This is a genomic window from Shinella sp. HY16, assembly GCF_028534175.1.
Lineage (GTDB): Bacteria > Pseudomonadota > Alphaproteobacteria > Rhizobiales > Rhizobiaceae > Shinella.
Genome location: NZ_JAHYXL010000003.1, coordinates 271,577 through 295,164 on the forward strand (window position 1 = coordinate 271,577; position 23,588 = coordinate 295,164).

A 23,588-nucleotide genomic window follows, 5' to 3' on the forward strand; every position below is an offset into this window, starting at 1 on the left:
TCATCATAGTGACCACACCCCAACAGGCGCTGCAGGCGCCAAGACTGGAAGGCTTCCCATGACCGATCCTTGGCCCACTGCCGGCACGCCGCTCGACGATGTCCTCACCCCGATGCCCGTCATCGACGAGGACCGGCTGGCCGCCAACATCGCCCGCGCGCAGGCCTATTTCGACGGGCACGGCAAGGCCTTCCGCCCGCATATCAAGACCCACAAGATCGTCGCCGTCGCCGAGGCGCAGCGCGCGGCCGGCGCCGTCGGTCTCAATTGCCAGAAGATCAGCGAGGCCGAGGTTTTCGCCGATGCCGGTTTCGAGGACATCCTGATCACCTACAACATCCTCGGTGCGGCGAAGCTCGGGCGCCTGCGCGGGCTGCACGAGCGGGTGCCGCGTCTTGCCGTGGTCGCCGACAGCGCCACGACCGTGGACGGTCTTGCCCGCGCCTTCGATGCCGCCCGTCCGCTGACCGTGCTTGTGGAGTGCGATACGGGCGGGCGCCGATGCGGCGTGCAGACACCGGAGGCGGCAACAGAACTGGCGGCCCGCATCGCCGCCGCGCCGCCCCTCCGCTTCGGCGGCATCCTCACCTACCCTGCAACCGGCGGCGCAAGCGCCGTGGAGGCTTTCATCGCCGGGACCATGACGCTGCTGGCGGCAAGGGGGCTCGATTGCCCGGTGCGCTCCAGCGGTGGTTCGCCGGACCTCTGGAAGGCCCATCTCGTGCCTTCCGCCACCGAACACCGCGCGGGAACCTATGTCTACAACGACCGGAGCATGGTGCGCGCCGGCCATTGCACGCGGCAGGATCTTGCCATGCATATCCTTGCGACCGTCGTCTCGCGCCCGGCTGAGGATCGTGCGGTGCTGGATGCCGGTTCCAAGGCGCTGACCTCGGACCTGCTCGGTTTCAGCGACTACGGCGAGATCGAGGGCCACGAAGGCGCCCGCATCGTCTCGCTCTCGGAGGAGCATGCGGTGGTCGATCTCAAGGATTGCCGGGGAGAGTTTCCCGCCATCGGCAGCGTGGTGCGCATCGTGCCGAACCACACCTGTGTCGTCAGCAACCTGTTCGACCGTATGGTCTTCCACCGCGGTGGCATCGTGACGCGGGTCGAGGCAGTCGCCGCACGCGGCACGGTCTGGTGAGGCCGGATTTCGGTTGACGGCGCGCGGCAAAGCCGCTCGTGCTGGCCGGCAAACGCATTCAAGGAGAATCGCCATGGCTGACAACGACGCCCCCTTCTTCATCGAGGATACCGACGAGACGGAGATCTCCTCCGACACCGCCGGCCTCGGCAACCTCCTCGTCACCACGCACATCCCGCTGCGCGCCGACGGATCGCTGGAGACCGGTGATATCAGGACGCAGAGCATCGCGACGCTGGAGAGCCTGAAGGCGTCGCTGGAAAAGGCCGGAAGCAGCCTTGCCGACGTGATCCACCTGACGATCTACCTCACCGACATCAACGAGCGCCCGGCCTTCAACGAAGTCTATTGCGCCTATTTCAAGAAGCCCTATCCGGTGCGTTGCGCCGTCGGGGTCGCCGCGCTCGCTGATCCCGATATGCGCGTCGAGGTGACGGCGATGGCGGCGCGGCGCGGGCGCGCCTGAGCCCATGCCGGACGCATCGCTTGGTTTTGCGGTGCGTCTGGCTCTGCTCTCGCCGGTCGGCGCGTGCATCCACGGGCGATGCGCAATTGAAATTCATATTTTCTATAAAAATAGTGAAATAAGAAATGGCGTGCCTGCTATCCCGGGCTTCCGCTTGTTATCCCTATCACCATCAAGGGTCTCAAGCGGAGCGGGAACGATGAACGCCCATGTCGAAAACACACGTTTCAACCTTCACGGCACGTCGCTGATCGAGCAGCCGGCCGACGCCGACACGCTGAAGGCGGCGCTGCGCACGCTCGGCGGCGGCGTCAGCATCATCACGGCCGGCGAGGGCGAAACCCGCACCGGCGCGACCGTCACGTCGGCGACCGCGCTCTCCGTCGAGCCGGCGCGCATGCTGGTCTCCCTCAACCGCACCTCGTCCACCTGGCCCATCGTCGAACGCTACGGCCACCTCGGCATCAACATCGTCGGCAGCGCCCATGAGGCCCTTGCCAACCAGTTTGCCGGCCGTGGTGGTCTTCGTGGCGCCGATCGCTACCACGGCGCGGACTGGACCACCGCCGTCAGCGGCGCGCCGCTTCTGGTCGATGCCGTCGCAGCAATCGACTGCATTATCGAGGAAGCCATCGAACGGCACAGCCACGTCATCGTCATCGGCAAGGTTCTGGCGATCCGCCTCGGCGCCGGCCATTCGCTGCTCTATCAGGACGGCCGCTATCATGCCCTGTCCTGACGCCTGCTGAGCGGCGCCCGCCGCACCGACATCCACATCCGAGTACTGCCGTACCCCGCCGCGGGCGGGATCGGACCCCTGTGGCCGACGCGGCCCTCTCCAGATGCGATGAAAGGAAACATGATGACACGCAAGATCAGGCTTGGCGCATTCCTTCCCGGCGGCGGCCAGCACGTCGCCTCCTGGCGGCACCCGGACCAGCCGGCGGACGGCGCCACCAGCTTCGAGTTCCACAAGCAACTCGCCCAGACTGCGGAGCGCGGCCTGTTCGACGCTTATTTCCTGGCGGACAACCTTGCCATCGGGTTCGGCGGGGCGCGGGAAGGGGGCAATGCCCGCGTCGCTGGCTTCGAGCCGGTGACGCTGTTTTCGGCGCTTGCGCCCTTCACGAAAAATCTCGGTTTCATCGCCACCGCCTCGACGACCTACGAGGAGCCCTACAACACGGCCCGCAAATTCGCCTCGCTCGACCTCATTTCCGGCGGGCGTGCCGGCTGGAACGTCGTCACCACCACGGGTGATCCGACCGCGCAGAACTTCAACCGCGAGACCCAGTTGCCCCATGCCGCGCGCTATCGCCGCGCTGCCGAGCATGTCGATGTGGTCAAGAAGCTCTGGGACAGTTTCGAGGATGACGCCTTCCTGCGCGACAAGGAGAGTGGCGTCTTCTACGATCCGGAGAAGCTGCACGAGAGCGACCATCGCGGCGAACATTTTCAGGTGCGCGGGCCGCTCAACGTCGCCCGTTCGCCGCAGGGCCATCCTGTCATCGTGCAGGCCGGCCAGTCGGATGACGGCCGCGGGCTTGCCGCCGCGACGGCGGAAGTGATCTTCACCGCCCACCAGCACATCGGGACGGCACAGGAATTCTACCGCGACATCAAGGCGCGCGCCCGCGGCCTCGGCCGCAATCCGGACCATATCCTCATCATGCCCGGCGTCTCGCCCTTTGTCGGCCGAACGCTGGAGGAGGCGCGCGAAAAATACGACCGCCTGACCGCGCTGATCGTCGAAGCGGATGGCGTCGGCCTCCTCAACGGGCTCACCGGCGGCACGCTCGATCTTCGTGGTTACGACCTCGATGGTCCGCTGCCGCCCGCACCGCCGACCGAGGGCATGAAGAGCCGTCAGGCACTGATCCGCCAGATCGCCGACGAGAACAATTTCACCATCCGCCAGCTCTACCAGTGGATCGCTTCCGCCCGTGGCCATTACACCGTCGTCGGTACGCCAGAGACGATCGTCGATACGCTGCAGGAATGGTTCGAGAACGAGGCCGCCGACGGATTCAACATCCTGCCGCCCTGGCTGCCGACGGCGCTCGACGACTTTGTCGATCTGGTCATCCCCGAACTCCAGCGCCGTGGCCTGTTCCGTACCGCCTACGAGGGCACGACGCTGCGTGAAAACCTCGGTCTGCCGTTCCCCGTCAACCGCTGGGCCGGCGCACGCGCCGCCGTCCAGGCCGCCGAATAGGAGACGACGATGTCCTATGAAAACGTGAACTCCACCCTCGGTGCGGATTTTCGCCTTGCGAACCGGCCGCCGGCGGCGCCCGGTCTTGCGACACGGTTGAATGCGCTGTTGCCGTCGTTCCTCGCCCGCTACGGACTGGTTCTGGCCTTCCTGGCGCTCTGGCAGATTTCGAGCACGCAGGGCTGGGTCAATCCCTCCGTCTTCCCGCCGCTCCACATCATCGTCTCGGCTCTCTGGGACAGCCTTGCCAGCGGCGCGCTTCTCGATGACATCTTCATCAGCCTCCAGCGCTCCGGTATCGCCTTTGTCGCCGCCGTCGCGATCGGCATCCCGCTCGGCCTTGTCATGGGGCAGGCGAAGATCGTCGAGCAGGCGCTCGATCCCCTACTGCAGTTCTTCCGCCAGACCTCGGCGCTCGCGCTCTATCCCGTCTTCATCCTGCTGCTCGGGCTCGGTGAAACGTCAAAAGTCTTCGTCATTTTCTGGGCGACGCTCTTCCCGATTTTGCTTGCCACGATCGGCGGCGTGAAGGAGGTCGACAGCAAGTTGATCGAGATGGCGCGGACCTATGGCGCAGGGCGTTTGACGATCTTCCGCCGCGTCATCCTGCCGGCCTCGGTTCCTGCGATCTTTGTCGGCCTGCGCCTCTCCGCCACCACGGCGCTGCTGCTCCTCATCGCCGCCGAGATGATCGGCGCCAACAAGGGCATCGGCTTCCAGGTGATGAACGCCCAGTACAATTTCCAGGTCCCGCTGATGTTCGCCGCCATCCTGCTTCTGGCGCTGCTCGGCCTCCTCGCCAATGCGGTGCTGGTCCTCCTCCAGAAGAAACTCTGCCGCTGGTCGCAGCCGAACGCCTGAACCTTCCGCATTTCTCTTTGTCAAAGGACACCGCCATGACCTTCCACTCGCGAAAACTTCTCCTCTCCACCACCCTCTTCCTGGGCCTTGCCGGCACGGCCTTCGCCGAGGATGTGAACCTGCGGTACCTCGCCAGCCAGGGCGGTCTTTCCGCCCATGAGCTTGCCGCCGAACTCGGCTATTTCAAGGGAACCGGCATCACGATCGAAAATGTCGGTTATGCCGCCGGCGGCCCGGCCTCGCTGATCGCGCTCGCCTCCGGTGATGTGGAGCTCGGCAGTGCGGCCACCTCCGCCGTTCTGAACTCGATCATCGGCGGCAACGATTTCGTCGCCGCCTATCCCTCGAACGGCATCAATGCCGAAGTCCAGTCGATCTTCTATGTGCTGGAAGACAGCCCGATCAAGGATATCAAGGATATTGCCGGCAAGAGCATCGCCGTCAACACGCTGGGCGCCCATCTCGACTATACGATCCGCGAGGCGCTGCATTCGGTCGGCCTGCCGACGGATGCAGCCAACCAGGTCGTCGTGCCCGGCCCGCAGCTCGAGCAGGTGCTGCGCTCCGGCCAGGTGGACATCTCGGCGTTCGGATACTGGCAGACGACCTTCGAGGGTGCGGCCAGCAAGAATGGCGGCCTGCGTGCGATCTTCGACGATACGGACGTGCTCGGCGAGATCGCCGGCGGCTTCGTGGTGCTGCGCCGTGATTTCGTCAAGGCGCATCCCGAGGCGGCAAAAATCTTCGTCGAACAGTCGGCCCGTGCGCTCGATTATGCCCGCGAGCACCCCGAGGAGACCCGCAAGATCCTCGCAAAGGCCTTGCAGGAACGCGGCGAGAACCCTGATATTGCGCAATATTTCCGCGGCTATGGCGTTCGTGCCGGCGGCCTTCCGGTCGAGCGGGACGTGCAGTTCTGGATCGACGTTCTGGTCCGCGAAGGCAAGCTGAAGGAAGGCCAGCTCGCGGCCAAGGACGTGCTCTATTCGCCCGACGCGGCAACGAACTGAGGTCTCCCATGAGCCTTGCCCCTGCAACGATCCGCGGAGAGGTGACGATCCGTCACCTCTCGAAATCCTACACGCTCGATGGCCGGCCGCTGCCGGTCCTCGACAACGTCAACCTGAAGATACGCTCCGGGGAGAGCCTTGCCATCGTCGGTGCCAGCGGCTCCGGCAAGACGACGCTGCTGCGTATCCTTGCTGGGTTGGAGGATGCCGATGGCGGCGAGGTGCTGATCGACGGCAAGGCCGTTTCGGGCGTCGGCGCGGAACGCGCCGTGATCTTTCAGGAGCCGCGCCTGCTGCCCTGGCTGACCGTACTCGAAAACGTCGCCTTCGGTCTCGATACGCGCGGGGCCTCCCGCGAGGAAGCGAAGGCCCGTGCGCGGCGCTATGTCCAGCTCGTCGGCCTGCAATCCTTCGAGAACGCCTATCCGCGCCAGCTTTCCGGCGGCATGGCGCAACGCGTCGGCATCGCCCGGGCGCTTGCCGTACAGCCGGAGATCCTGTTGCTGGACGAACCGCTCGGCGCGCTCGACGCCATGACGAAGATCGGCATGCAGCAGGAGCTGACGCGCATCTGGCGCGATGAGGACGTCACGACCATCCTTGTGACACACGACCTGGAGGAGGCGATCTACCTTGCCGACCGCATCCTCATCCTGCCGCGCGAGAAGAACGCCGCGCCGCGGCTGATCGAGATCGACCTGCCGCGTCCGCGCGACCGCAGCGCGCCGGAATTCGTCCGTCACCGCGAGGAGCTGCTGACCCTCTTCGGTCTGCACTGAGCGCCATCGCGCACGATTGCCTTTGACCCCGCCTGCTCCGGCCGATAGACGAACGTCATCCGGCCGGGCAGGCGGGCTTTTGCGTCAGGCCGCCGGGTTGGACAGGACCGTTTAAGACCGGAGGATGCCATGACCGATCTTTTCGACGCTGCGCCGCGCTCCGGCGTCATGCCGCTTGCCGCGGAACTGCGCCCGGCGACGCTGGACGACGTGATCGGCCAGGAGAAGATCATCGGCGAGGGCACCATGCTGCGCCGGCGCATCGCCGCCGGAAGGCTCGGCAGCATCGTGCTCTACGGTCCGCCCGGCCTCGGCAAGACGTCGATCGCCCGTGCCATCGGCAACATGCTCGGCAAGAGTTTCCGCCCGCTGCACGCCGCGCACAACAACGTGGCCGACATCCGCAAGATCGCCGACGAGGCGCGCATGCGGCCGACCCTGCTCTTTGCGGACGAGGTGCATCGTTTCAGCGCGACGCAGCAGGACCATCTCCTAGCGCTCTGCGAAGAGGGCGTCGCCGACTTCATCGGCGCAACGACCGGCAATCCCTACCACACGCTGACGCCTGCACTCATCTCCCGTTCGACCATCTTGAAACTGGAGCCGCTGACGCTCGAGGAGATGGAAGAGGTGGTGCGGCGGGGTCTTCGCCATCTTGCGGCGCGCGGCATCGAGGTGCGCCTGGAGCCCGCCCAGCTGCGCCGCATCGCCGGCCGGTCCGGCGGCGATGCGCGGCGGGCGCTGACGGTGCTCGAAAGCCTTGCCGTCGGGCACGCTTCGGGAATACCTGTCGTCATCACCGAGGCGATGGTAGAGGAGGCCTATGCCGCCGCGCCGGTCAACCACGACCGGTCGGGCGATGCGCATTACGACGTCGTCTCGGCCTTCGTGAAGTCGATGCGCGGTTCCGATCCCGATGCGACGCTCTACTGGCTTGCCCGGCTGATCCACGGCGGCGAGGACCCACGCTACATTGCGCGCCGCATCATGATCCACGCCTCCGAGGATGTCGGCCTTGCCGACAATACGGCGCTGCAGACGGCGGTGGCGGCGTTGCATGCGGTGGAGAAGATCGGTTATCCCGAGGCGCAGATTATCCTCGCCCATGCCGCTCTTCACGTCGCCCGGGCGCCGAAATCGAACTCCGCCTGCCGCGGCATCTCGCTGGCACTTGCCCATGTGGCAAAGGAAGCGCCATCGTCGGTGCCGCTTCATCTGCGTGACGCCCACTACAAGGGTGCGGCGGCGCTCGGCCATGTCGGTTATGCCTTTCCGCATGATGACGGACGGGGCTGGAGCGAGCAGGTTTACGCGCCGGAGGTGCCGCGCGGCGCCTTCTACCAGAGCGACGCCCGCGAGGCAGGAACTTTCGAACGGCGCGCCGACGAGCACTGGGACCAGATCACCGGCCGGCCGACACCACGCCGCTTCGGCGAGAAGCGCTGACGGCTACGGGGCGGTGAGGCCGGCCCGAACCCGGTTGACGACCGTCCAGGCGAGCAGCACGCAGGCCATCGGCTGGATATGCCATGTCCAGGCGGGTAACGTGCCGAAACCGGCGACGAGCGCGCCGAGCGCCCCGAAGAGGACGGCCCGGTCGCTCTTGCCCATCGGCCCCTCGTAGCTGCGTCCGTTGCCATGGGCGACGCCGAGCACGCCGGCGAACTCCGTCAGCGCGGCGAGAAAGACGATGGCGGTGAACCACGGCAGGGAAAAGGGCGCGACCAGCGCGAAGGGCACGTACAGCGCGGCATCGGAGACGACATCGGTGATCTCGTTGAGATAGCCGCCGAGCGGGCTCTTCTGGCCGTGTTCGCGCGCGAGCATGCCGTCGATGGCGTTGAGCCCCATGCGCAACAGCATCCAGACCGGAACGAGCGCGAAAAGGGCGGGTGCCGGATTGACGAGAAGCAGCGCGCCGATCCCCACCGAGACGATCGCGGCGATCAGTGTTACCTGATTTGCCGTGACGCCCATGGCCGCCAGCCGTCCCACCAGGGGGCGAAGCAGGTTCTGGAAGGACGATTTCAGTTTATAGATCGACATGTCAGCTCGAATCCGCTCGATTGCGTGCCACAAAAGAGGATGCAAATCGTATGAAATCAACTGCAAACATGCGTCCTCATCCGTATAGGTGCTGAGGTTTCTACAGGAGAGATGACAGCATGATCGAATCCGCCTTTGCGAGCCATGACGGCGTGGAGCTTTTCTACCGTGCCTGGCCCGCCCGTTCCGGCACGGCGAAAGGCGCGATCGTGCTTTTGCACCGCGGCCATGAGCACAGCGGCCGGGTGGCGCATATTGCCGAGGAGCTCGGGCTCGACGACTTCGCCTTCTACGCGTGGGATGCGCGTGGCCATGGCCGGTCCCCCGGCGAGCGCGGCCATTCGCCGTCCTTCGCCCATTCGGTGCGCGATCTCGACTGCTTCGTCCGCCACATCCGCGAGACCGGCGGCTTTGCCATGGACCAGATTGCCGTCGTCGCCCAGAGCGTCGGTGCGGTGCTCGCTTCCACCTGGGTGCATGACTATGCGCCGGATATCCGCGCGCTGGTGCTGGCGTCGCCCGCCTTCGACGTGAAACTCTACGTACCCTTCGCCAGGGAGGGCATCGAGCTCTGGCAGAAGCTCAAGGGCACGTTCTTCGTCAACTCCTACGTCAAGGCCCGCTTCCTGACGCACGATCCTGCGCGCATTGCTTCCTTCGAGGCCGATCCGCTGATCACCCGTCCCATCGCCTCCAACATCCTCCTGGAGCTCTACGAGGCGGCGGACCGGGTGGTCGGCGATGCGCGTGCCATCACGGTGCCGACGCAGCTTCTCGTTTCCGGCAGCGATTTCGTCGTGCGCCATGCGCCGCAGCACCGCTTCTTCGAAAATCTCGGCAGCACGATCAAGGAGCGCCATGTGCTGCCCGGCTTCTACCACGACACGCTCGGCGAGCGGGACCGGGCCAAGGCGCTTGAAAAGGTGCGGACCTTCCTCCTCCAGCGTTTCGCCGAACCACCCGTGGTGGCCGACCTGCGGCGTGCGCATCTTTCCGGCTACACCCGCGACGAGGCCGACCGGCTGGCGACACCCTTGTCGCTGTTCTCCCCGCGCGGGCTCTACTGGGCACTGACGCGGGGCTCGATCCGCCTCGGGAGCCTTTTTTCCAAGGGCATAGAGACGGGCGTGCGCACCGGCTTCGATTCCGGTTCCACGCTCGACTATGTCTATGAGGACGAGGCCCGTGGTCTCGGCCCCGGCGGGCGGCTGATCGACCGGCAATTCCTCGATGCGATCGGCTGGCGCGGCATCCGCCAGCGCAAGGTCCATCTGGAAGAGCTGATCGGCAAGGCACTGGCACGCCTGAAGGCCGAGGGACGGCCGCTGCGTGTGCTCGACATCGCCGCCGGCCACGGGCGCTACGTGCTCGACGCGGTTGCGGGATCCGAAGCGAAGCCGGAGAGCATCCGCCTGCAGGACTATTCGCCGATCAACGTGGACAAGGGCGCGGCGCTGATCGCCGAGCGCGACCTGAGGGAGGTGGCGGAATTCCACCGGGCCGATGCCTTCGACACCGAAGGGCTTGCCGCGATCACCCCGCAGCCGACGCTCGCGATCGTCTCCGGCCTCTACGAGCTCTTCCCGGACAATGCCCTGATCGAGGCCTCGCTGGCCGGGCTCGCCCGGGCGATGGAGCCGGGGGCGCTGCTCCTCTATACCGGCCAGCCCTGGCATCCGCAGCTCGAGATGATCGCCCGGGCGCTGACCTCGCATCGCGGCGGCGAGGCGTGGATCATGCGGCGGCGCACCCAGCAGGAAATGGACCAGCTGGTGGCCGCGGCGGGTTTCCGCAAGGTCGAGCAACGCATCGACAAGTGGGGCATCTTCACCGTCTCGCTGGCCGAGCGTATCTGAGGCGATCATGGGGGAGGGCGTCGCATCTGTTGTTGCCGTCGATCGCCGCGCGGTTTTTCGCGCTGCGGCGCTGTGGCTCGCCTTCCTGGCACCGTTCTTCTATCTGACTTACGGTTTCTCCAACTGGCTGGCCGCGCAGCAGGCGGATGTGCCGAATCTCGCTTTCGGCTGGGAGCGGCACATCCCCTTCCTCGCCTGGACGATCCTGCCCTATTGGTCGATCAACGCCTTTTATGCGCTCTCGCTCTTCGTCAACGAGACGCCGGCGGAGGTCGGCCGGCTGGCGCGGCGTTATCTTACGGCGCAGGTCGTCGCCGCCCTCTGCTTCATCGCCTTTCCGCTGCAGGCGGTCTTCGTGCGGCCGGAGACGCAGGGGCTGCCGGGTTTCCTGTTCGACGTGCTCGGCGGCTTCGACAAGCCGTTCAACCAGGCGCCCTCGCTGCATATCGCCCTGCTGGTGATCATCTGGGAACATTGGCGCCTGCGGTTGCGCGGGGCGATGCTGGCACTCTGGCACGTCTGGAGCTTCCTGATCGGCATCTCCGTTCTCACGACCTGGCAACATCACAGCATCGATATCCCGACGGGTGCGCTGCTCGGCCTCTTTGCCCTCTGGCTGTTCCCGGCCGGCCGGCCGTCGCCGCTGGCAGGGTTCCGCCTGACGCTCGATACGAAGGCGCGGCGACTCGCCGTCTGTTATGCCGCCGGCGCGCTCGTTTTCCTGTTCCTCGCCGTGTGGACGACGTTCGATTCAGGGGCGGGCCTGCTGCTGCTCTGGCCGGCACTTGCGCTCGCCCTCGTCGCGCTCGCCTATGCCGGTGCGGGGCCGGATGTGTTCCAGAAACGGGCCGATGGCCGCATCAGCCTGGCGAGCCGCTGGCTGCTGATGCCCTACAGGCTGGGCGTGCGGGCGAATGTCTGGTGGTGGACGCGGCGCCTGCCCGATGCCGTCGAGATCGCCGACGGCGTTTTCCTCGGCCGGGTGCCGTCGCAGCGCTCACTTTCCACCTATGCCGCCGTTGTGGATATGACGGCGGAAAGGCCGGGCCTTGTCGTTCCCGGCCTTTCCTGGCGTGCTTTCCCGACGCTCGACCTGCTGCCCGTCTCCGCTGCCCGGATCCGCGAAGCGGCGCTCGCCGTCGAGGAGGCGGGGCGGCATGGGCCGGTCCTTGTCTGCTGCGCGCTCGGCTTCCAGCGCAGCGCGCTCGTTGCTTCCTGTATCCTGATGCGGACCGGCTTTGCCACCACGGCAGCGGCGGCGGTCGCCCAGATCCGGGCGAAGGGTCGGCCGGTGCATCTTGCGCTGGAAACCTATGCCGCGATCGAGGAGGCGGCGCGATGACGGACTGGCAGACGGTTGTTGCGGATACCGTCCGGCGCCTTCAGCGCAACGGCCTTGCCGGCGGGGCAACGGCATTGCTGATCCTCGCCGTGGCGCCGCCGACGGCCGGCGCCCACGGTTTTACCGGGCCGCTCGCCTGGGGGCTGCTGCTCGCCTTCTGCCTCGTGCCGCTGGCACTTTCGGTGCATCTTCTGTTCGACGCCGCGCTCTTCCGGCTCGCCGCCTCCCATGACGGGGAAACGACAGGGCTTGCTGCCATCGACGACGTGCTGGCGCGCATGGGGCTTCGCGCCAGGGGGAGCGTTTCGGCAACGCTGCCGGAGCGTCTGCAGGGATGCCGGCGGCTCCTCTGGCTGCAGCGGATCGCATTGCTGATCGCCATCGCACTCTACTTCGTCCTGCTCCTCGACGGGATGGAGGGAGGCGGGGCATGAGCGTGAGCGGCGTATCGCTTTTGCAGAGCGTGTCCGGGGCGGCGCTTGCGGGGCTTTCGCGGGCGGTCACCGGCGTGCGGCCGATCTGGGCGGGCTCGGCGCCCTATGGCCGGCAGCGCATCTATTTCGCCAACCATGCAAGCCACGGCGATTTCATCCTGATCTCCACCTGCCTGCCCTTTGCCGAACGACGCCGAACCGCCGCGGTTGCGGGAGCGGACTACTGGAATGCCGGCCCGGTCCGCCGCTTCATTTCGGGCAAGATGCTGCGCACGGTGCTCGTGGAGCGCAACTGGGTGGAACGCACCGCCGACCCGATGCAGGTGATGCTCGCCGCCCTGGACAAGGGGCAATCCCTGATCTTCTTCCCCGAGGGCACGCGCAACATGACGGAGGAGCCGCTGCTGCGCTTCCGCTCGGGCCTCTACAATCTTGCGGCGCTTCGCCCGGATATCGAACTGGTACCCTGCTGGATCGAGAACATGTCGCGTGTCCTGCCGAAGGGCGCGCTCCTGCCGGTTCCGCTGCTCTGCCGCGTCGTCTTCGGCGCCCCGCTGGTGCTTCAGGCGGGGGAGGAGCGGAAAGTTTTCCTTGATCGCGCCCGCGAAGCGCTTCTCGCCCTTGCGCCCCGAAAGGATGGAACCCGTTGATGAGCGACGACACGCGTCTATTCCTCGGCCTCGTCTCCGTGCTCGTCATTGCGAGCCTTGTTGCGGGCGTGCTCTCCTGGCGCAGTGAAAAGCCGCTGCCGGCGACGCTCGAAAACCTCAATGCACGCATCAAGGCCTGGTGGATCATGGTCGCGGGTATCAGCGTCGCCTTCCTGTTCGGCACGGGCGGCGTGATCCTGCTCTTCGCCTTCGTTTCCTTCGCGGCGCTGCGCGAATACGTCACCCTCACCAACACCCGCCATGCCGATCGGTGGACGCTGCTCGGCATGTTCCTGATCATCGTGCCGGTGCAGTTTTACCTGATCTGGATCGACTGGTACGGGCTCTATTCGATCTTCATCCCCGTCTACTGCTTCCTCGCCATGCCGGCGCTGACGGCCCTGCGCGGCGACACGTCCCGTTTCCTCGAACGGGTCAGCGAACAGCAATGGGGCATCATGCTCTCGGTCTACTGCATCAGCCATGTGCCGGCGCTGGTGACGCTGCCCATTCCCGGCAACGAGGGCCGGGGCCTGCTGCTCATCGCCTTCCTCATCGCTACCGTGCAGGGCAGCGACGTGCTGCAGTACATTTTTGGGAAACTTTTCGGCCGGCACAAGGTTGCGCCGAGCATCTCGCCGTCAAAGACCTGGGAGGGGCTGATCGGCGGCATTGGCAGCGCCTCGCTGCTCGGGGCCGGGCTCTACTGGCTGACGCCGTTCTCGCCGCTCGAAGCGGGGGCGCTCGCCGCGCTCGCCTGCATCATGGGCTTCTTCGGCGGCCTTGTCGCCTCCGCCATCAAGCGCGACCGCGGGGTGAAGGACTGGGGCCACATGATCGAGGGCCATGGCGGCATGCTCGACCGCGCCGACAGCCTCGTCTTCGCCGCGCCGGTCTTCTTCCACATCGTCCGGTACGCGTGGACCTGAAACGATCCCGGCAAAAGGGCGCGGCGGTTACCGCCGTTTGGCCATGGGGGTCAACGGGCCGAGGCTGTCGAGATAGGCCGAGGCGCCGCCGTTCTCGTAGGTGCCGAAGGCGACATTGCGGTCGCGGTAGGATTTCAGCACTTGGCCGAGCCCGTTGGCGCCTTCGGCGCGCACCTGGCGCACCAGGCCGAGATCGACATTGATCGGAAAGATTTCCGCGACCTGCCCGCACTGGTGCACGACATTGCCTGTCGGGTCGGCGACCAGCGAACGGCCGACGCCGCCGGCATCGAGCCCGTTCACGTCGATCACGTAGCAGGAGAACATCACTGCCGTGGCCTGCACGATGGCCAGCTCCGCCTTGCGGTCGGTCGTGCCCGTGAGGACAGGATGGAGGAGCACTTCCACGCCTGCCGAGGTCAGCGTGCGCGTCGTTTCCGGGAACCAGATATCGTAGCAGATGGACAGGCCGAAGCGGCCGACATCGGGCACGTCGAAGATCAGGAAGTCGGTGCCGCCCGTGACCCCGGCCTCGAAAGGCATGAAGGGGAACATCTTGTCGTAGCGCCCGACGATCTCCCCATCCGGGTTGATCACGATGGAATGGTTGTAGGTCCGGCCTTCGCGGTGCACGAAGTAGCTGCCCGGTATGATCCAGACACGGTGCTTGGCGGCAAGCGCCTGGAAGGCGGCTTCGTCGACGGCAGGATCCTCCGCCGCGCAGGCATGCAGCGGCCCGTGCATGGCGAGTTCCGAAAAGACGATCATGTCGGTGCCCGGATAGAGCGCCATGGTCTTTTCCACCTGGATCGCCATGGCCGGAATGTTGCGGCCGCCGATCGGCACCGGCATCTGGATGCCGGATATCAGGAAACGGGAATTGTCCCGCCGGCCGCCGGACGGCAGCATTGCATTGGCTTCGAGGGAAGAGGCTGACATGGGGGACGATCTCGCTTGAACTACTTGCCCGTGCGCGCGGCCGGCCGCGTCGTCACGCCGCGCGGCGAGGGCGACACCAGGTCGTCGAAGGCCACGCCGCGGTAGGGCTTGCTGGATTTCAGCACGATATAGCTGGAAAGATTGCCGATCTTGGGGCCGAGCCGCAAAAGCTCGTCCGACAGCATCTGGTAGGAGGCGATGTCGGGGCAGACGAAGCGCACGAGATAATCGATCGGGCCGCTGACCTTGGTGCATTCCACCACGTAGCGCATGTCCTCGACCATCTGTTCGAAGATCTGGAAATCCTCGAGCCCGTGGCTGTTCAGGGTGACCGCGGCGATGACGTCCACATGCCGGCACACCTTTGCTAGGTCGATGCTGGCATGGTAGCTGTTGATGACGCCGGCCTTCTCCAGCCGCTTCACCCGCTGCAGGCAGGGGCTTGGTGATAGCCCCACTTCATCGGCCAGTTCCTGGTTGGTCATGCGTGCATTGGCCTGCAGACAGGCCAGAATCCGCAAGTCGATCTGATCGAGCCGGATCGACCCGTCTTCGTCCTTCATTCATTCGCCCCCTGCTGCACGGACCGGGCCATGCTGTCTCATGATGAGCGTGGCCTGGCGGCCCTGGCCATATGGATACTTTTGGCCCGACCCTGTCAAGCTGGCCCCCGTGCGCGCATTTTCCGGCCGGCAAACCTTGCTCCGGCCGCGCGATAAAAACTGTCGCCAGGGATGGGCCAGGCAGCAGCAAGTGTCGGAAGAGGATCGAAATACGGCAGCACCTTTGCCGCATCCGCCGCTACAGTTCTGGCATGTGAGGAGACATCGGAGGGGAGGACGATGGCATCATCTATCTTTGAGCAGATCACGCGCAAGAAGCCGGTCGATCGGCTTGTAGCGGATACGTCGGGCGGGGGCGACGGGCATGGCCATCTCGGCCGCTCGATCACGCTGTTCCAGTTGATCATGTTCGGCGTTGGCGCGACGATCGGCACGGGTATCTTCTTCGTGCTGAGCGAGCAGGTGCCGGTGGCAGGCCCCGCCGTCGTCATTGCTTTCGTCATCGCGGCGGTCGCGGCCGGGCTTTCGGCGCTCTGCTATGCGGAGATGAGTTCGATGATCCCGGTCTCGGGCTCGTCCTATTCCTACGCCTATGCGACGCTCGGCGAGGGCATCGCCTTCTTCGTCGCCGCCTGCCTGGTGCTGGAATACGGCATTTCCGCTGCCGCGGTGGCGGTGGGCTGGGCGGAGTATGTCGAAAAGCTGCTCGCCAACGTCACCGGCATCGTGCTGCCGGGCTGGATGATCAAGGGGCCGATCACCGTCGTCGACGGAGACCATCCCTTCGCCATGGCCTTCTTTGCCGAAGGTTCCGGCCTCATCAACCTGCCGGCCGTCATCCTGGTTATGCTGTGCTGCATCCTGCTTTTGCGCGGCGCCAAGGAATCGGCACGCGCCAACGCCATCATGGTGCTGGTCAAGCTCGCCGTGCTCACGCTCTTCATCGTCATTGCCGGCAGTGCCTTCAACAGCGCGAACTTCACGCCCTTCTTCAACGACAGCGGTTTCAATGGGGTGCAGGCGGCGGCGGCGTCGATCTTCTTCACCTTCGTCGGCCTCGACGCCGTCTCGACGGCGGGCGAGGAGGTGGTCAATCCGCGGCGCAACCTGCCGATCGCCATCATCTCGGCGCTCGTCATCGTCACCGGCTTCTACGTGCTCGTCGCCTTCGCTGCGCTCGGCGTGCAGCCGGCCAGCGCCTTCGAAGGTCAGGAAGCGGGCCTTGCCACGATCCTGCAGAACATCACCGGCTCCACCTGGCCGGCGAATCTTCTGGCCGCCGGCGCCGTCATCTCGATCTTCTCGGTGACGCTGATCGTGCTCTACGGCCAGTCGCGCATTCTCTTCGCGGTCTCGCGCGACGGCCTTCTGCCCTCGATCTTCCACCGGGTCGATCCGCGCAGCATGACACCGGTCGCCTGCACGATCATCGTTGCCGTCTTCGTCTCGCTGATCGCCGCCTTCGTGCCGTCTGGCCTGCTCTGGGACCTGACGAGCATGGGCACGCTCACCGCCTTCACGGTGGTGTCGGCCGGCGTGCTGATCCTGCGCTACACCCAGCCGGACATGCCGCGCGGCTACCGTGTCCCCTTCGGGCCGGTCCTGCCGGTTCTGTCCATCGCCGCCTGCCTCTATCTCATCTTCAAGCTGAGCTGGATGGTCTATGCCATCACCGGCGTCTGGGTGGGGATCGCCGCCCTTGTCTATTTCGGCTACTCCGCCCGCAATTCGCGGCTCGAAAAGCCTGAAGGTCTCGGCGAGGCGGCGGAATGAAGATCCTCGTCGGACTTTCCGCCGACCAGGGCGGGCAGGAGGCGCTCGCGCTCGGCGCGGTGCTGGCCCGCTCCTGCAACGCCTCGCTCGTCGCCTGCACGGTGACGCCCGATACCTGGGGGCATCCCTCGCCGGCGCGCGTCGACGGTGAATATGGCAGCTTCCTTGCCCGGCACACCGCCACGCTGCAAGCCGAGGCGAAGGCATCGCTTCCTGCCGATGTCACGGCGGAGTTCCTTGCCGTTTCCGCCTCCTCGGCCCGCGAGGGCCTGATCCGAGCCGCTTCGGAAACCGGTGCGGACTGCCTCGTGCTCGGCTCGGCGCGCGAGGCTCCGCTGGGCCGTTTCGGCGAAGGGGGCGTTACGACGGAACTGCTGCGTTCGGCGCATCTGCCGATCATGGTGGCGCCGCACGGCTATTCGGCCGGGCCCGAGACCCGCGTCCGCCGCCTCAGCGCCGCCTATTCGGGTTCGTCCTCCGCGCCCGACATCGTCGCCCGCAGTGCGGCGCTCGCCCATGACTATTCGGTGCCGCTGCGCCTCGTCACCTTCGTGGTGCGCGATAAGCAGATGTATCCGACGGGCGCCGGCTACGATGCAGAACAGTTCGTCTCCAATGTGCTGCGTGAGCAGGCGCGCGATGCGCAGACGGCCCTGCTTGCGGGGCAGGTTGGGCTTTCCGCGGAGATCGCGGATGGGGCGAGCTGGAAGGCCGCGTTCGAGTCGCTCGACTGGCAGGATGGCGAGGTTCTCGTGCTCGGCTCCAGCAAGCTCGGCCCGATCCTGCGTGTCTTCCTCGGCTCGAACGCCCGCAAGATCGTGCACAACGCACCGGTGCCCTGCCTTATCCTGCCGCGCGGCGAAGAATAATCGAAAAGGGTATTTTAGCCGCTCGGGCAAGTTTCGTAGAATGCCATGCAGGGTGGGGCAAAAGGCACAGACACACGCCCCGCCGGAGGAAGACAGAATGACGACAAGAACCTTCAACCAGCCGCTCGGCGGCAACGAAATGCCGCGCTTCGGCGGGCCCGCCACCATGATGCGCCTGCCGACGCAGCCGACCACGGAAGGGCTCGACGCCTGCTTCGTCGGCATCCCCATGGATATCGGCACGTCCAACCGTCCGGGCACGCGCTTCGGGCCGCGGCAGATTCGCACCGAGAGCTGCATGATCCGCCCCTACAACATGGCCTCGCGTGCCGCCCCCTTCGAAAGCCTGCAGGTGGCCGACATCGGCGACGTGGCCATCGACACCTTCAACCTGCCGAAATGCGTCGACATCATCACCGATGCCTATCGCGGCATCATCAAGGACGGCTGCATCCCGCTGACGCTCGGCGGCGATCACACGCTTTCCTATCCGATCCTGCGGGCGATGGCGGAAAAATACGGCCCCGTCGGCCTCATCCATGTCGATGCCCATTCGGATATCAACGAGCACATGTTCGGCGAACCTATCGCCCATGGCACCCCGTTCCGTCGCGCCGTCGAAGCCGGCGTGCTCGACACCAAGCGCTGCATCCAGATCGGCGTGCGTGGCACCGGCTATGCGGCCGACGACTTCGACTGGTCCCGCGAACAGGGTTTCCGCGTGGTGCAGGTGGAGGAGTGCTGGCACAAGTCGCTGACGCCGCTGATGGAGGAAGTCCGCGCACAGATGGGCGACCGGCCGGTCTATCTCTCCTTCGACATCGACAGCCTCGACCCGTCGATCGCGCCCGGCACCGGCACGCCTGAAATCGCCGGCCTCAACACCATCCAGGCGCTCGAAATCATCCGCGGCTGCTGGGGGCTCAACCTTGTCGGCTGCGACCTTGTCGAGGTCTCTCCGCCCTATGACCCCTCCGGCAATACGGCGATCACGGCGGCGAACCTTCTCTTCGAAATGCTTTGCGTCCTTCCGGGCGTGCAGAGGCGATAAAAATGGCAGACACCCGATTGACCACTGGCGAATACCTCGTCCGTCTCCTGGAATCCTACGGCGTCGAATTGATCTTCGGCATTCCGGGGGTTCACACGGTCGAACTCTATCGCGGCCTGCCCGCGACCAACATCCGCCATATCACGCCCCGCCACGAGCAGGGCGCAGGCTTCATGGCCGACGGCTATGCCCGCGTGACCGGCAAGCCGGGTGTCTGCTTCATCGTCACCGGCCCCGGCATGACGAACATCGCCACCGCCATGGGCCAGGCTTACGCCGACTCCGTGCCGATGCTGGTCATCTCGGCGGTCAATTCCCGTGGCGAACTCGCCATGGGCCAGGGCCGCCTGCACGAGTTGCCCTCGCAGCGCAACCTCGTGTCCGGCGTTGCCGCCTTCAGCCACACGCTGCTCGACCCTGCGCAGCTTCCCGAGGTGATGGCGCGTGCTTTCACCGTCTTCAACTCCGCGCGCCCGCGCCCGGTCCATATCGAAATCCCGCTCGACGTCATCGTCGCGGAGGCGCAGCACCTTTCGGCAGACGCATGGCCGCTGCCCGGCCGCGCCGCCGCTGATCCCGCGGCCATTGAAAAGGCCGCCGCGATCCTCAAGGCCGCAAAGCGCCCGATGATCGTTGCCGGCGGCGGGGCTGCCGATGCGGCGGCCGAGATTGCCGCTATTGCCGAAAAGCTCGATGCGCCGGTCTTCATGACCATCAACGGCCGCGGCATCCTGAAGCCGGGTGACCCGCGCACCATGACCGGCAATCTCAGCATGCCGCCGCTGCTGGAAGAGCTGGCCGCCAGCGACGCGGTCCTCGCCATCGGCACGGAATTCGGCGAGACGGAAATGTATCCCGAGCCGAAGGCGCTGACCTTCGGCGGCCCGCTGATCCGCATCGACATCGACCCCGCGCAGATCGTCACCGGCCTGCGCGCGGACGTGCCGATTGCCGCCGATGCGAAACTCGCCGCCGCCAGCCTCAACGCCGCCCTCGGCGACGCGCGGCCGGCCGGCGAAGGCGCGGCACGCGCCAAGGCCGTGCGCGAGAAGGTCGCGGCCTTCCTGTGGCCCGCCTGCCGCACCCATGGCAGGCTGATGGAGGTGATCACCCGGGCGCTGCCCGACGCCACCGTTGCGGGCGACCAGACCGAGCCGGTCTATGCCGTCAACCAGTTCTACCAGGCGCCGCAGCCGCGCTCGTTCTTCAATTCCTCCACCGGCTACGGCACGCTCGGCTACGGCCTGCCGGCCGCCTTCGGCGCAAAACTCGGCGCGCCGAACCGGCCCTCCGTCTGCCTGATCGGCGATGGCGGCCTGCAATTCTCCGTGCAGGAGCTGGCGAGCGCCGTGGAGGCGGGCATCGCGACCGCGGTCGTCATCTGGAACAACACCAGCTACGGCGAGATCAAGGCCTTCATGGCCGAACGCGACATCCCGCAGATCGGCGTCGACATTTTCACGCCCGATTTCGTCGGCCTCGCCAGGGCGCTCGGCTGCGAAGCCTTGCGCCCGGCCTCGCTCGCGGAGCTGGAAAGGGAGCTTGCCGCCTCGGCAAAGCGCAAGGTGCCGACCGTGATCGAAATCCAGGCGGGCTCCCCGCTGGCCGCAGCCCTGACGGCGTGAGGTGACGACGATGCGGCACCAGCTCTTCATCGACGGTCGCTGGCAGGATCCCGTCGAGCCGGGCCGCATTCCCGTCTTCGATCCCTACCGCGGCACCGTCTATCATGAGGTCTCCGCCGGTGGTCCGGCGGATGTGGACAAGGCTGTTGCCGCCGCGAAGGCCGCGTTCCCCGCCTGGCGCGATGCCGGCGGGCGGGGACGCGCCCGTTATCTCGCGGCCATCGCCGCACGGTTGACCGAGCGCGCCGAAGAGCTGGCGCGCCTTTCCTCCCGCAACAACGGCAAGCCGCTTGGCGAGGCGCGCATCGACATGGCCGATGCGGCCGCCTCCTTCGCCTACTATGCCGAGCAGGCCATCGCCTTGCAGGAGAGGCAGGACGCGGATGTCGCGCTGCCCGACGACGGTTTTCACGCCCGGCTGCGGCAGGAGCCGGCGGGTGTGGCAAGCCTCATCGTGCCGTGGAACTTTCCCCTCGTGACGACCTCCTGGAAGGTCGCGCCGGCGCTTGCCGCAGGCTGCACGGTGGTGCTGAAACCCTCGGAGATCACACCTGTCGTGGAGCTGGAACTCGGCGCGATTGCCGAGGACGTGGGCCTGCCGCCCGGCGTGCTCAACATCATCACCGGCACCGGCGAGCGCGTCGGCGCGCCGATGACGACGCATCCGGATGTCGCCAAAATATCCTTCACCGGTTCGAACGCCGTCGGCGCCCGCGTCATGGCGGCCTGCGCGCCGGGCGTCAAATCGGTCAGCCTGGAGCTCGGCGGCAAATCGCCCATCGTGGTCTTCGCCAATGCGGATTTCGACGAGGCGGTGGACTGCGTGCTCGGCGGCATCTTTTTCAATGCCGGGCAGATGTGCTCGGCGACATCGCGCCTTCTGGTGGAAAGATCGATTGCGCCGAAGCTAATAGACGCCATAATCGCCGGAAGCCGGGCGCTGAACCCCGGAGACCCGCTGGACGAGGGGACGACGATCGGTCCGATCACCATGAAGGCGCAGCACGACAAGGTGCTTTCCTACATCGAACGCGGCAAGGCCGAGGGCCTGACATTGCTTGCGGGCGGCGGAAAGCCGGCCGCGGCCGGTGACGGCTGGTTCGTCGAGCCGACGATTTTCGGCGACGTGCCGACGACCAGCGCGCTCTGGCGCGAGGAGATATTCGGGCCGGTGCTCTGCATCCGCACTTTCGAGAGCGAAGAGGAGGCGATCGCACTCGCCAACGACTGCGACTTCGGCCTCGTCGCCACCGTTGTCAGCGGCGACGACGTGCAGGCGAACCGCGTGGCAAACGCCATCGAGGCCGGTCACGTCTGGATCAACAGCCCGCAGGCGATTTTCGTGCAAACGTCCTGGGGCGGCTTCAAGGCGAGCGGCATCGGCCGCGAGCTCGGGCCCTGGGGCATGTCGTCCTACCTTGAAGTCAAACACGTCACGTCACGCTTGAAACGTTAACCGCAACGACGGACCGGGGGGCATGTCGAAAAAGAAGAAAGATCGGAAGAAAGACGAGAAGAAACAAAAGAAGCGCGACAAGCGCCAAAAACGTTCCAGGAAACATGAGGGGTACATCATGGAAACCATTCGCAACGTTGCCGACCTGCGCGTCGTCATGCATCGCAATGAACGTCCGATCTATTTCATCTCGGCGACGAACTTCAACCTGATCGGCATCGACGAATGGGTGCGGAACTTCAAGTTCGTCAGCTATATCGACTGCTTCGACGGCCGCCATCCGAACGTCTTCGTCCCCTCCGAAATCCCTCATGCCGAATTCGAGAGCATCGAGGACATCAACAACTACCTGCTGCAGCACAAGGAAGTCATCGACTACATCACGAAACGCGGTGGCCGTGCCGTCGCCACCTTCCTGATGTTCGACGAGACGACGGAAGAAATCTGCAAGGAACTCGGCATCGAGATCTGGTTCCCCAAGGCAAAACTGCGCCAGCGCTGCGACAACAAGATGGAGACCGTGCGCATCGGCAACAAGGCCGACGTGCCCTCCGTGCCGAACACGCTCGCCCCCGCGCGCACCTATGAGGAGCTGCTGGAGTCAGCGAAGAAAGCCGGCATCGGTAAAGACCTCGTCGTGCAGACCGCTTTCGGCGACAGCGGCCACACCACCTTCTTCATCGCGAGCGAGGAGGACTACAACCGTCACGCTGCGGAGATCTCGGCGGAGGACGAAGTCAAGATCATGAAGCGCATCAAGTGCCGCGGCGCGACCATGGAGGCCTGCACGACGGCATCCGGCACGCTCGTCGGCCCGCTCCTGACGGAAGTCGTCGGCCAGCCGGCGCTGACGCCCTACAAGGGCGGCTGGTGCGGCAACGAGATCTTTCCGGGCGCGTTTTCGGAAAAAATCCGAGCCAAGGCACGCGACATGGCCTACCGCTTCGGCAACCAGCTTCGCGAGGAAGGCTATCGCGGCTATTTCGACCTCGACTTCCTCATCGACGTCGAGGACAACGAGGTCTATCTCGGCGAACTCAACCCGCGCATCTGCGGCGCCAGCTCCATGACCAACCACGCCGCCTTCGCCTATGCCGATGCGCCGCTCTTCCTGTTCCACCTGATGGAGTTTTCGGGCATCGACTACAAGATCGACGTCGAGGAGCTGAACGACCGGTGGGCGCGGAAAGAGTTCATCGATTCCTGGGCGCAGGTGGTGATCAAATCCACCGAAGACCTTGTCGACATCGTCACCCATGCGCCGTCGTCGGGCATCTACCGCATGGCGCCGGACGGCAGCGTGTCCTATGATCGCTTCGACTATCACCGCCAGGCGATCGAGAGCGACGAGGAGGCGTTCTTCCTGCGCATCACCGGTCCCGGCGACTACCGCTACGAAGGCGCCGATCTCGGCATCCTCATCACGCGCGGGCGGGTGATGAACGACGAGTTCGAGCTGAACGAACGCGCCAGCAACTGGATCAAGGGCATCAAGCGCCTCTATGCCAGCAAGCCGCTCACCGAGATCCAGCGGGACGAAGCGCCGGAAGCCGGCTCGTTCAAGATCCTGTAGGGTG

At 65.7% G+C, this 23,588-nt stretch carries 22 protein-coding genes; 19 read left to right on the forward strand and 3 right to left on the reverse strand.

Going from position 1 to position 23,588, the window contains the following annotated elements; genetic code table 11:
• The first annotated feature begins 58 nt into the window (after positions 1 to 58).
• From K0P03_RS27660 to K0P03_RS27695, 8 genes are all read left to right on the forward strand, one after another.
• Entirely contained in the window at positions 59 to 1,147 is a 1,089-nt protein-coding gene (locus K0P03_RS27660; RefSeq protein ID WP_050744860.1) for a D-TA family PLP-dependent enzyme, read from the forward strand.
• Positions 1,148 to 1,220: 73 nt separating this feature from the next.
• Positions 1,221 to 1,613: a RidA family protein gene (locus K0P03_RS27665; protein WP_023513952.1), complete on the forward strand. Its 393-nt coding sequence runs from the start codon at positions 1,221 to 1,223 to the stop codon at positions 1,611 to 1,613.
• A gap of 199 nt (positions 1,614 to 1,812) precedes the next feature.
• The gene (locus tag K0P03_RS27670) at positions 1,813 to 2,352 is read left to right on the forward strand and encodes a flavin reductase family protein (RefSeq protein WP_272791256.1); all 540 of its coding nucleotides are present in this window, start codon (positions 1,813 to 1,815) and stop codon (positions 2,350 to 2,352) included.
• Between the two features lie 123 nt (positions 2,353 to 2,475).
• Positions 2,476 to 3,828, forward strand: coding sequence for an LLM class flavin-dependent oxidoreductase (locus K0P03_RS27675; protein ID WP_037409281.1), 1,353 nt, complete (start codon positions 2,476 to 2,478; stop codon positions 3,826 to 3,828).
• Between the two features lie 9 nt (positions 3,829 to 3,837).
• On the forward strand, positions 3,838 to 4,689 hold the full coding sequence (locus tag K0P03_RS27680) for an ABC transporter permease (protein ID WP_272791257.1): 852 nt from the start codon (positions 3,838 to 3,840) through the stop codon (positions 4,687 to 4,689).
• 35 nt (positions 4,690 to 4,724) lie between these two features.
• Positions 4,725 to 5,699, forward strand: a complete 975-nt coding sequence (locus tag K0P03_RS27685; RefSeq protein WP_023515040.1) for an ABC transporter substrate-binding protein — start codon at positions 4,725 to 4,727, stop codon at positions 5,697 to 5,699.
• A gap of 8 nt (positions 5,700 to 5,707) precedes the next feature.
• Positions 5,708 to 6,478: an ABC transporter ATP-binding protein gene (locus tag K0P03_RS27690; protein WP_272791258.1), complete on the forward strand. Its 771-nt coding sequence runs from the start codon at positions 5,708 to 5,710 to the stop codon at positions 6,476 to 6,478.
• A 129-nt stretch (positions 6,479 to 6,607) separates the two neighbouring features.
• Positions 6,608 to 7,924 carry a replication-associated recombination protein A gene (locus tag K0P03_RS27695; protein ID WP_272791259.1) on the forward strand — a complete coding sequence of 439 codons (1,317 nt, stop codon included), beginning with the start codon at positions 6,608 to 6,610 and terminating at the stop codon, positions 7,922 to 7,924.
• Positions 7,925 to 7,927: 3 nt separating this feature from the next.
• Here the strand turns inward: K0P03_RS27695 and K0P03_RS27700 are convergent, their stop codons facing one another.
• Positions 7,928 to 8,524 carry a CDP-alcohol phosphatidyltransferase family protein gene (locus K0P03_RS27700; protein WP_272791260.1) on the reverse strand — a complete coding sequence of 199 codons (597 nt, stop codon included), beginning with the start codon at positions 8,522 to 8,524 and terminating at the stop codon, positions 7,928 to 7,930.
• A 119-nt stretch (positions 8,525 to 8,643) separates the two neighbouring features.
• On the opposite strand from K0P03_RS27700, the gene K0P03_RS27705 reads away from it, so the two are divergent.
• The 5 genes from K0P03_RS27705 to K0P03_RS27725 are packed head-to-tail and all read left to right on the forward strand — an operon-like array spanning position 8,644 to position 13,735.
• Positions 8,644 to 10,380, forward strand: coding sequence for a bifunctional alpha/beta hydrolase/class I SAM-dependent methyltransferase (locus K0P03_RS27705; protein WP_272791261.1), 1,737 nt, complete (start codon positions 8,644 to 8,646; stop codon positions 10,378 to 10,380).
• 7 nt (positions 10,381 to 10,387) lie between these two features.
• A complete protein-coding gene (locus tag K0P03_RS27710; RefSeq protein ID WP_272791262.1) occupies positions 10,388 to 11,722 on the forward strand; it encodes a phosphatase PAP2/dual specificity phosphatase family protein in 1,335 nt (444 codons plus the stop codon).
• Positions 11,719 to 12,156, forward strand: a complete 438-nt coding sequence (locus K0P03_RS27715) for a hypothetical protein (RefSeq protein ID WP_272791263.1) — start codon at positions 11,719 to 11,721, stop codon at positions 12,154 to 12,156. The genes K0P03_RS27710 and K0P03_RS27715 overlap by 4 nt, the downstream gene beginning before the upstream one ends.
• Entirely contained in the window at positions 12,153 to 12,806 is a 654-nt protein-coding gene (locus K0P03_RS27720; RefSeq protein WP_023515033.1) for a lysophospholipid acyltransferase family protein, read from the forward strand. Before K0P03_RS27715 ends, K0P03_RS27720 begins: the two co-directional genes overlap by 4 nt.
• Complete coding sequence (locus K0P03_RS27725) at positions 12,806 to 13,735, forward strand: phosphatidate cytidylyltransferase (protein ID WP_272791264.1); 930 nt, start codon at positions 12,806 to 12,808, stop codon at positions 13,733 to 13,735. Before K0P03_RS27720 ends, K0P03_RS27725 begins: the two co-directional genes overlap by 1 nt.
• 27 nt (positions 13,736 to 13,762) lie before the next feature.
• On the opposite strand, the gene K0P03_RS27730 is transcribed toward K0P03_RS27725, so the two are convergent.
• Complete coding sequence (locus K0P03_RS27730) at positions 13,763 to 14,674, reverse strand: carbon-nitrogen hydrolase family protein (protein ID WP_272791265.1); 912 nt, start codon at positions 14,672 to 14,674, stop codon at positions 13,763 to 13,765.
• A 20-nt stretch (positions 14,675 to 14,694) separates the two neighbouring features.
• Positions 14,695 to 15,237, reverse strand: a complete 543-nt coding sequence (locus tag K0P03_RS27735) for an Lrp/AsnC family transcriptional regulator (RefSeq protein ID WP_023515030.1) — start codon at positions 15,235 to 15,237, stop codon at positions 14,695 to 14,697.
• 279 nt (positions 15,238 to 15,516) lie between these two features.
• On the opposite strand from K0P03_RS27735, the gene K0P03_RS27740 reads away from it, so the two are divergent.
• The 6 genes from K0P03_RS27740 (at position 15,517) to K0P03_RS27765 (ending at position 23,584) form a co-directional block, all read left to right on the forward strand.
• The gene (locus K0P03_RS27740) at positions 15,517 to 17,010 is read left to right on the forward strand and encodes an APC family permease (protein WP_272791266.1); all 1,494 of its coding nucleotides are present in this window, start codon (positions 15,517 to 15,519) and stop codon (positions 17,008 to 17,010) included.
• Positions 17,007 to 17,879, forward strand: a complete 873-nt coding sequence (locus K0P03_RS27745; protein ID WP_272791267.1) for a universal stress protein — start codon at positions 17,007 to 17,009, stop codon at positions 17,877 to 17,879. The genes K0P03_RS27740 and K0P03_RS27745 overlap by 4 nt, the downstream gene beginning before the upstream one ends.
• A gap of 97 nt (positions 17,880 to 17,976) precedes the next feature.
• Positions 17,977 to 18,930, forward strand: a complete 954-nt coding sequence (speB, locus tag K0P03_RS27750) for an agmatinase (RefSeq protein WP_272791268.1) — start codon at positions 17,977 to 17,979, stop codon at positions 18,928 to 18,930.
• Positions 18,931 to 18,932: 2 nt separating this feature from the next.
• Positions 18,933 to 20,555 (forward strand): 5-guanidino-2-oxopentanoate decarboxylase, encoded by a 1,623-nt coding sequence (locus K0P03_RS27755; protein ID WP_272791269.1) that lies wholly within the window; start codon positions 18,933 to 18,935, stop codon positions 20,553 to 20,555.
• 10 nt (positions 20,556 to 20,565) lie between these two features.
• On the forward strand, positions 20,566 to 22,011 hold the full coding sequence (locus tag K0P03_RS27760) for an aldehyde dehydrogenase family protein (RefSeq protein ID WP_272791270.1): 1,446 nt from the start codon (positions 20,566 to 20,568) through the stop codon (positions 22,009 to 22,011).
• Positions 22,012 to 22,129: 118 nt separating this feature from the next.
• A complete protein-coding gene (locus K0P03_RS27765) occupies positions 22,130 to 23,584 on the forward strand; it encodes a biotin carboxylase (RefSeq protein ID WP_037409276.1) in 1,455 nt (484 codons plus the stop codon).
• The last annotated feature ends 4 nt before the right edge of the window (positions 23,585 to 23,588 follow it).

Excerpts from the sequence above, each read along its gene's own strand:
- K0P03_RS27665 (WP_023513952.1), top strand. The coding sequence starts at position 1,221 with ATGGCTGACAACGACGCCCCCTTCTTCATCGAGGATACCGACGAGACG.
- K0P03_RS27715 (WP_272791263.1), top strand. The coding sequence starts at position 11,719 with ATGACGGACTGGCAGACGGTTGTTGCGGATACCGTCCGGCGCCTTCAG.
- K0P03_RS27670 (WP_272791256.1), top strand. The coding sequence starts at position 1,813 with ATGAACGCCCATGTCGAAAACACACGTTTCAACCTTCACGGCACGTCG.
- K0P03_RS27720 (WP_023515033.1), top strand. The coding sequence starts at position 12,153 with ATGAGCGTGAGCGGCGTATCGCTTTTGCAGAGCGTGTCCGGGGCGGCG.
- K0P03_RS27675 (WP_037409281.1), top strand. The coding sequence starts at position 2,476 with ATGACACGCAAGATCAGGCTTGGCGCATTCCTTCCCGGCGGCGGCCAG.
- K0P03_RS27725 (WP_272791264.1), top strand. The coding sequence starts at position 12,806 with ATGAGCGACGACACGCGTCTATTCCTCGGCCTCGTCTCCGTGCTCGTC.
- K0P03_RS27745 (WP_272791267.1), top strand. The coding sequence starts at position 17,007 with ATGAAGATCCTCGTCGGACTTTCCGCCGACCAGGGCGGGCAGGAGGCG.
- K0P03_RS27735 (WP_023515030.1), bottom strand. The coding sequence starts at position 15,237 with ATGAAGGACGAAGACGGGTCGATCCGGCTCGATCAGATCGACTTGCGG.
- K0P03_RS27765 (WP_037409276.1), top strand. The coding sequence starts at position 22,130 with ATGGAAACCATTCGCAACGTTGCCGACCTGCGCGTCGTCATGCATCGC.
- K0P03_RS27660 (WP_050744860.1), top strand. The coding sequence starts at position 59 with ATGACCGATCCTTGGCCCACTGCCGGCACGCCGCTCGACGATGTCCTC.
- K0P03_RS27705 (WP_272791261.1), top strand. The coding sequence starts at position 8,644 with ATGATCGAATCCGCCTTTGCGAGCCATGACGGCGTGGAGCTTTTCTAC.
- K0P03_RS27760 (WP_272791270.1), top strand. The coding sequence starts at position 20,566 with ATGCGGCACCAGCTCTTCATCGACGGTCGCTGGCAGGATCCCGTCGAG.
- K0P03_RS27695 (WP_272791259.1), top strand. The coding sequence starts at position 6,608 with ATGACCGATCTTTTCGACGCTGCGCCGCGCTCCGGCGTCATGCCGCTT.
- K0P03_RS27700 (WP_272791260.1), bottom strand. The coding sequence starts at position 8,524 with ATGTCGATCTATAAACTGAAATCGTCCTTCCAGAACCTGCTTCGCCCC.
- K0P03_RS27685 (WP_023515040.1), top strand. The coding sequence starts at position 4,725 with ATGACCTTCCACTCGCGAAAACTTCTCCTCTCCACCACCCTCTTCCTG.
- K0P03_RS27690 (WP_272791258.1), top strand. The coding sequence starts at position 5,708 with ATGAGCCTTGCCCCTGCAACGATCCGCGGAGAGGTGACGATCCGTCAC.
- K0P03_RS27740 (WP_272791266.1), top strand. The coding sequence starts at position 15,517 with ATGGCATCATCTATCTTTGAGCAGATCACGCGCAAGAAGCCGGTCGAT.
- K0P03_RS27680 (WP_272791257.1), top strand. The coding sequence starts at position 3,838 with ATGTCCTATGAAAACGTGAACTCCACCCTCGGTGCGGATTTTCGCCTT.
- K0P03_RS27710 (WP_272791262.1), top strand. The coding sequence starts at position 10,388 with ATGGGGGAGGGCGTCGCATCTGTTGTTGCCGTCGATCGCCGCGCGGTT.
- speB (WP_272791268.1), top strand. The coding sequence starts at position 17,977 with ATGACGACAAGAACCTTCAACCAGCCGCTCGGCGGCAACGAAATGCCG.
- K0P03_RS27730 (WP_272791265.1), bottom strand. The coding sequence starts at position 14,674 with ATGTCAGCCTCTTCCCTCGAAGCCAATGCAATGCTGCCGTCCGGCGGC.
- K0P03_RS27755 (WP_272791269.1), top strand. The coding sequence starts at position 18,933 with ATGGCAGACACCCGATTGACCACTGGCGAATACCTCGTCCGTCTCCTG.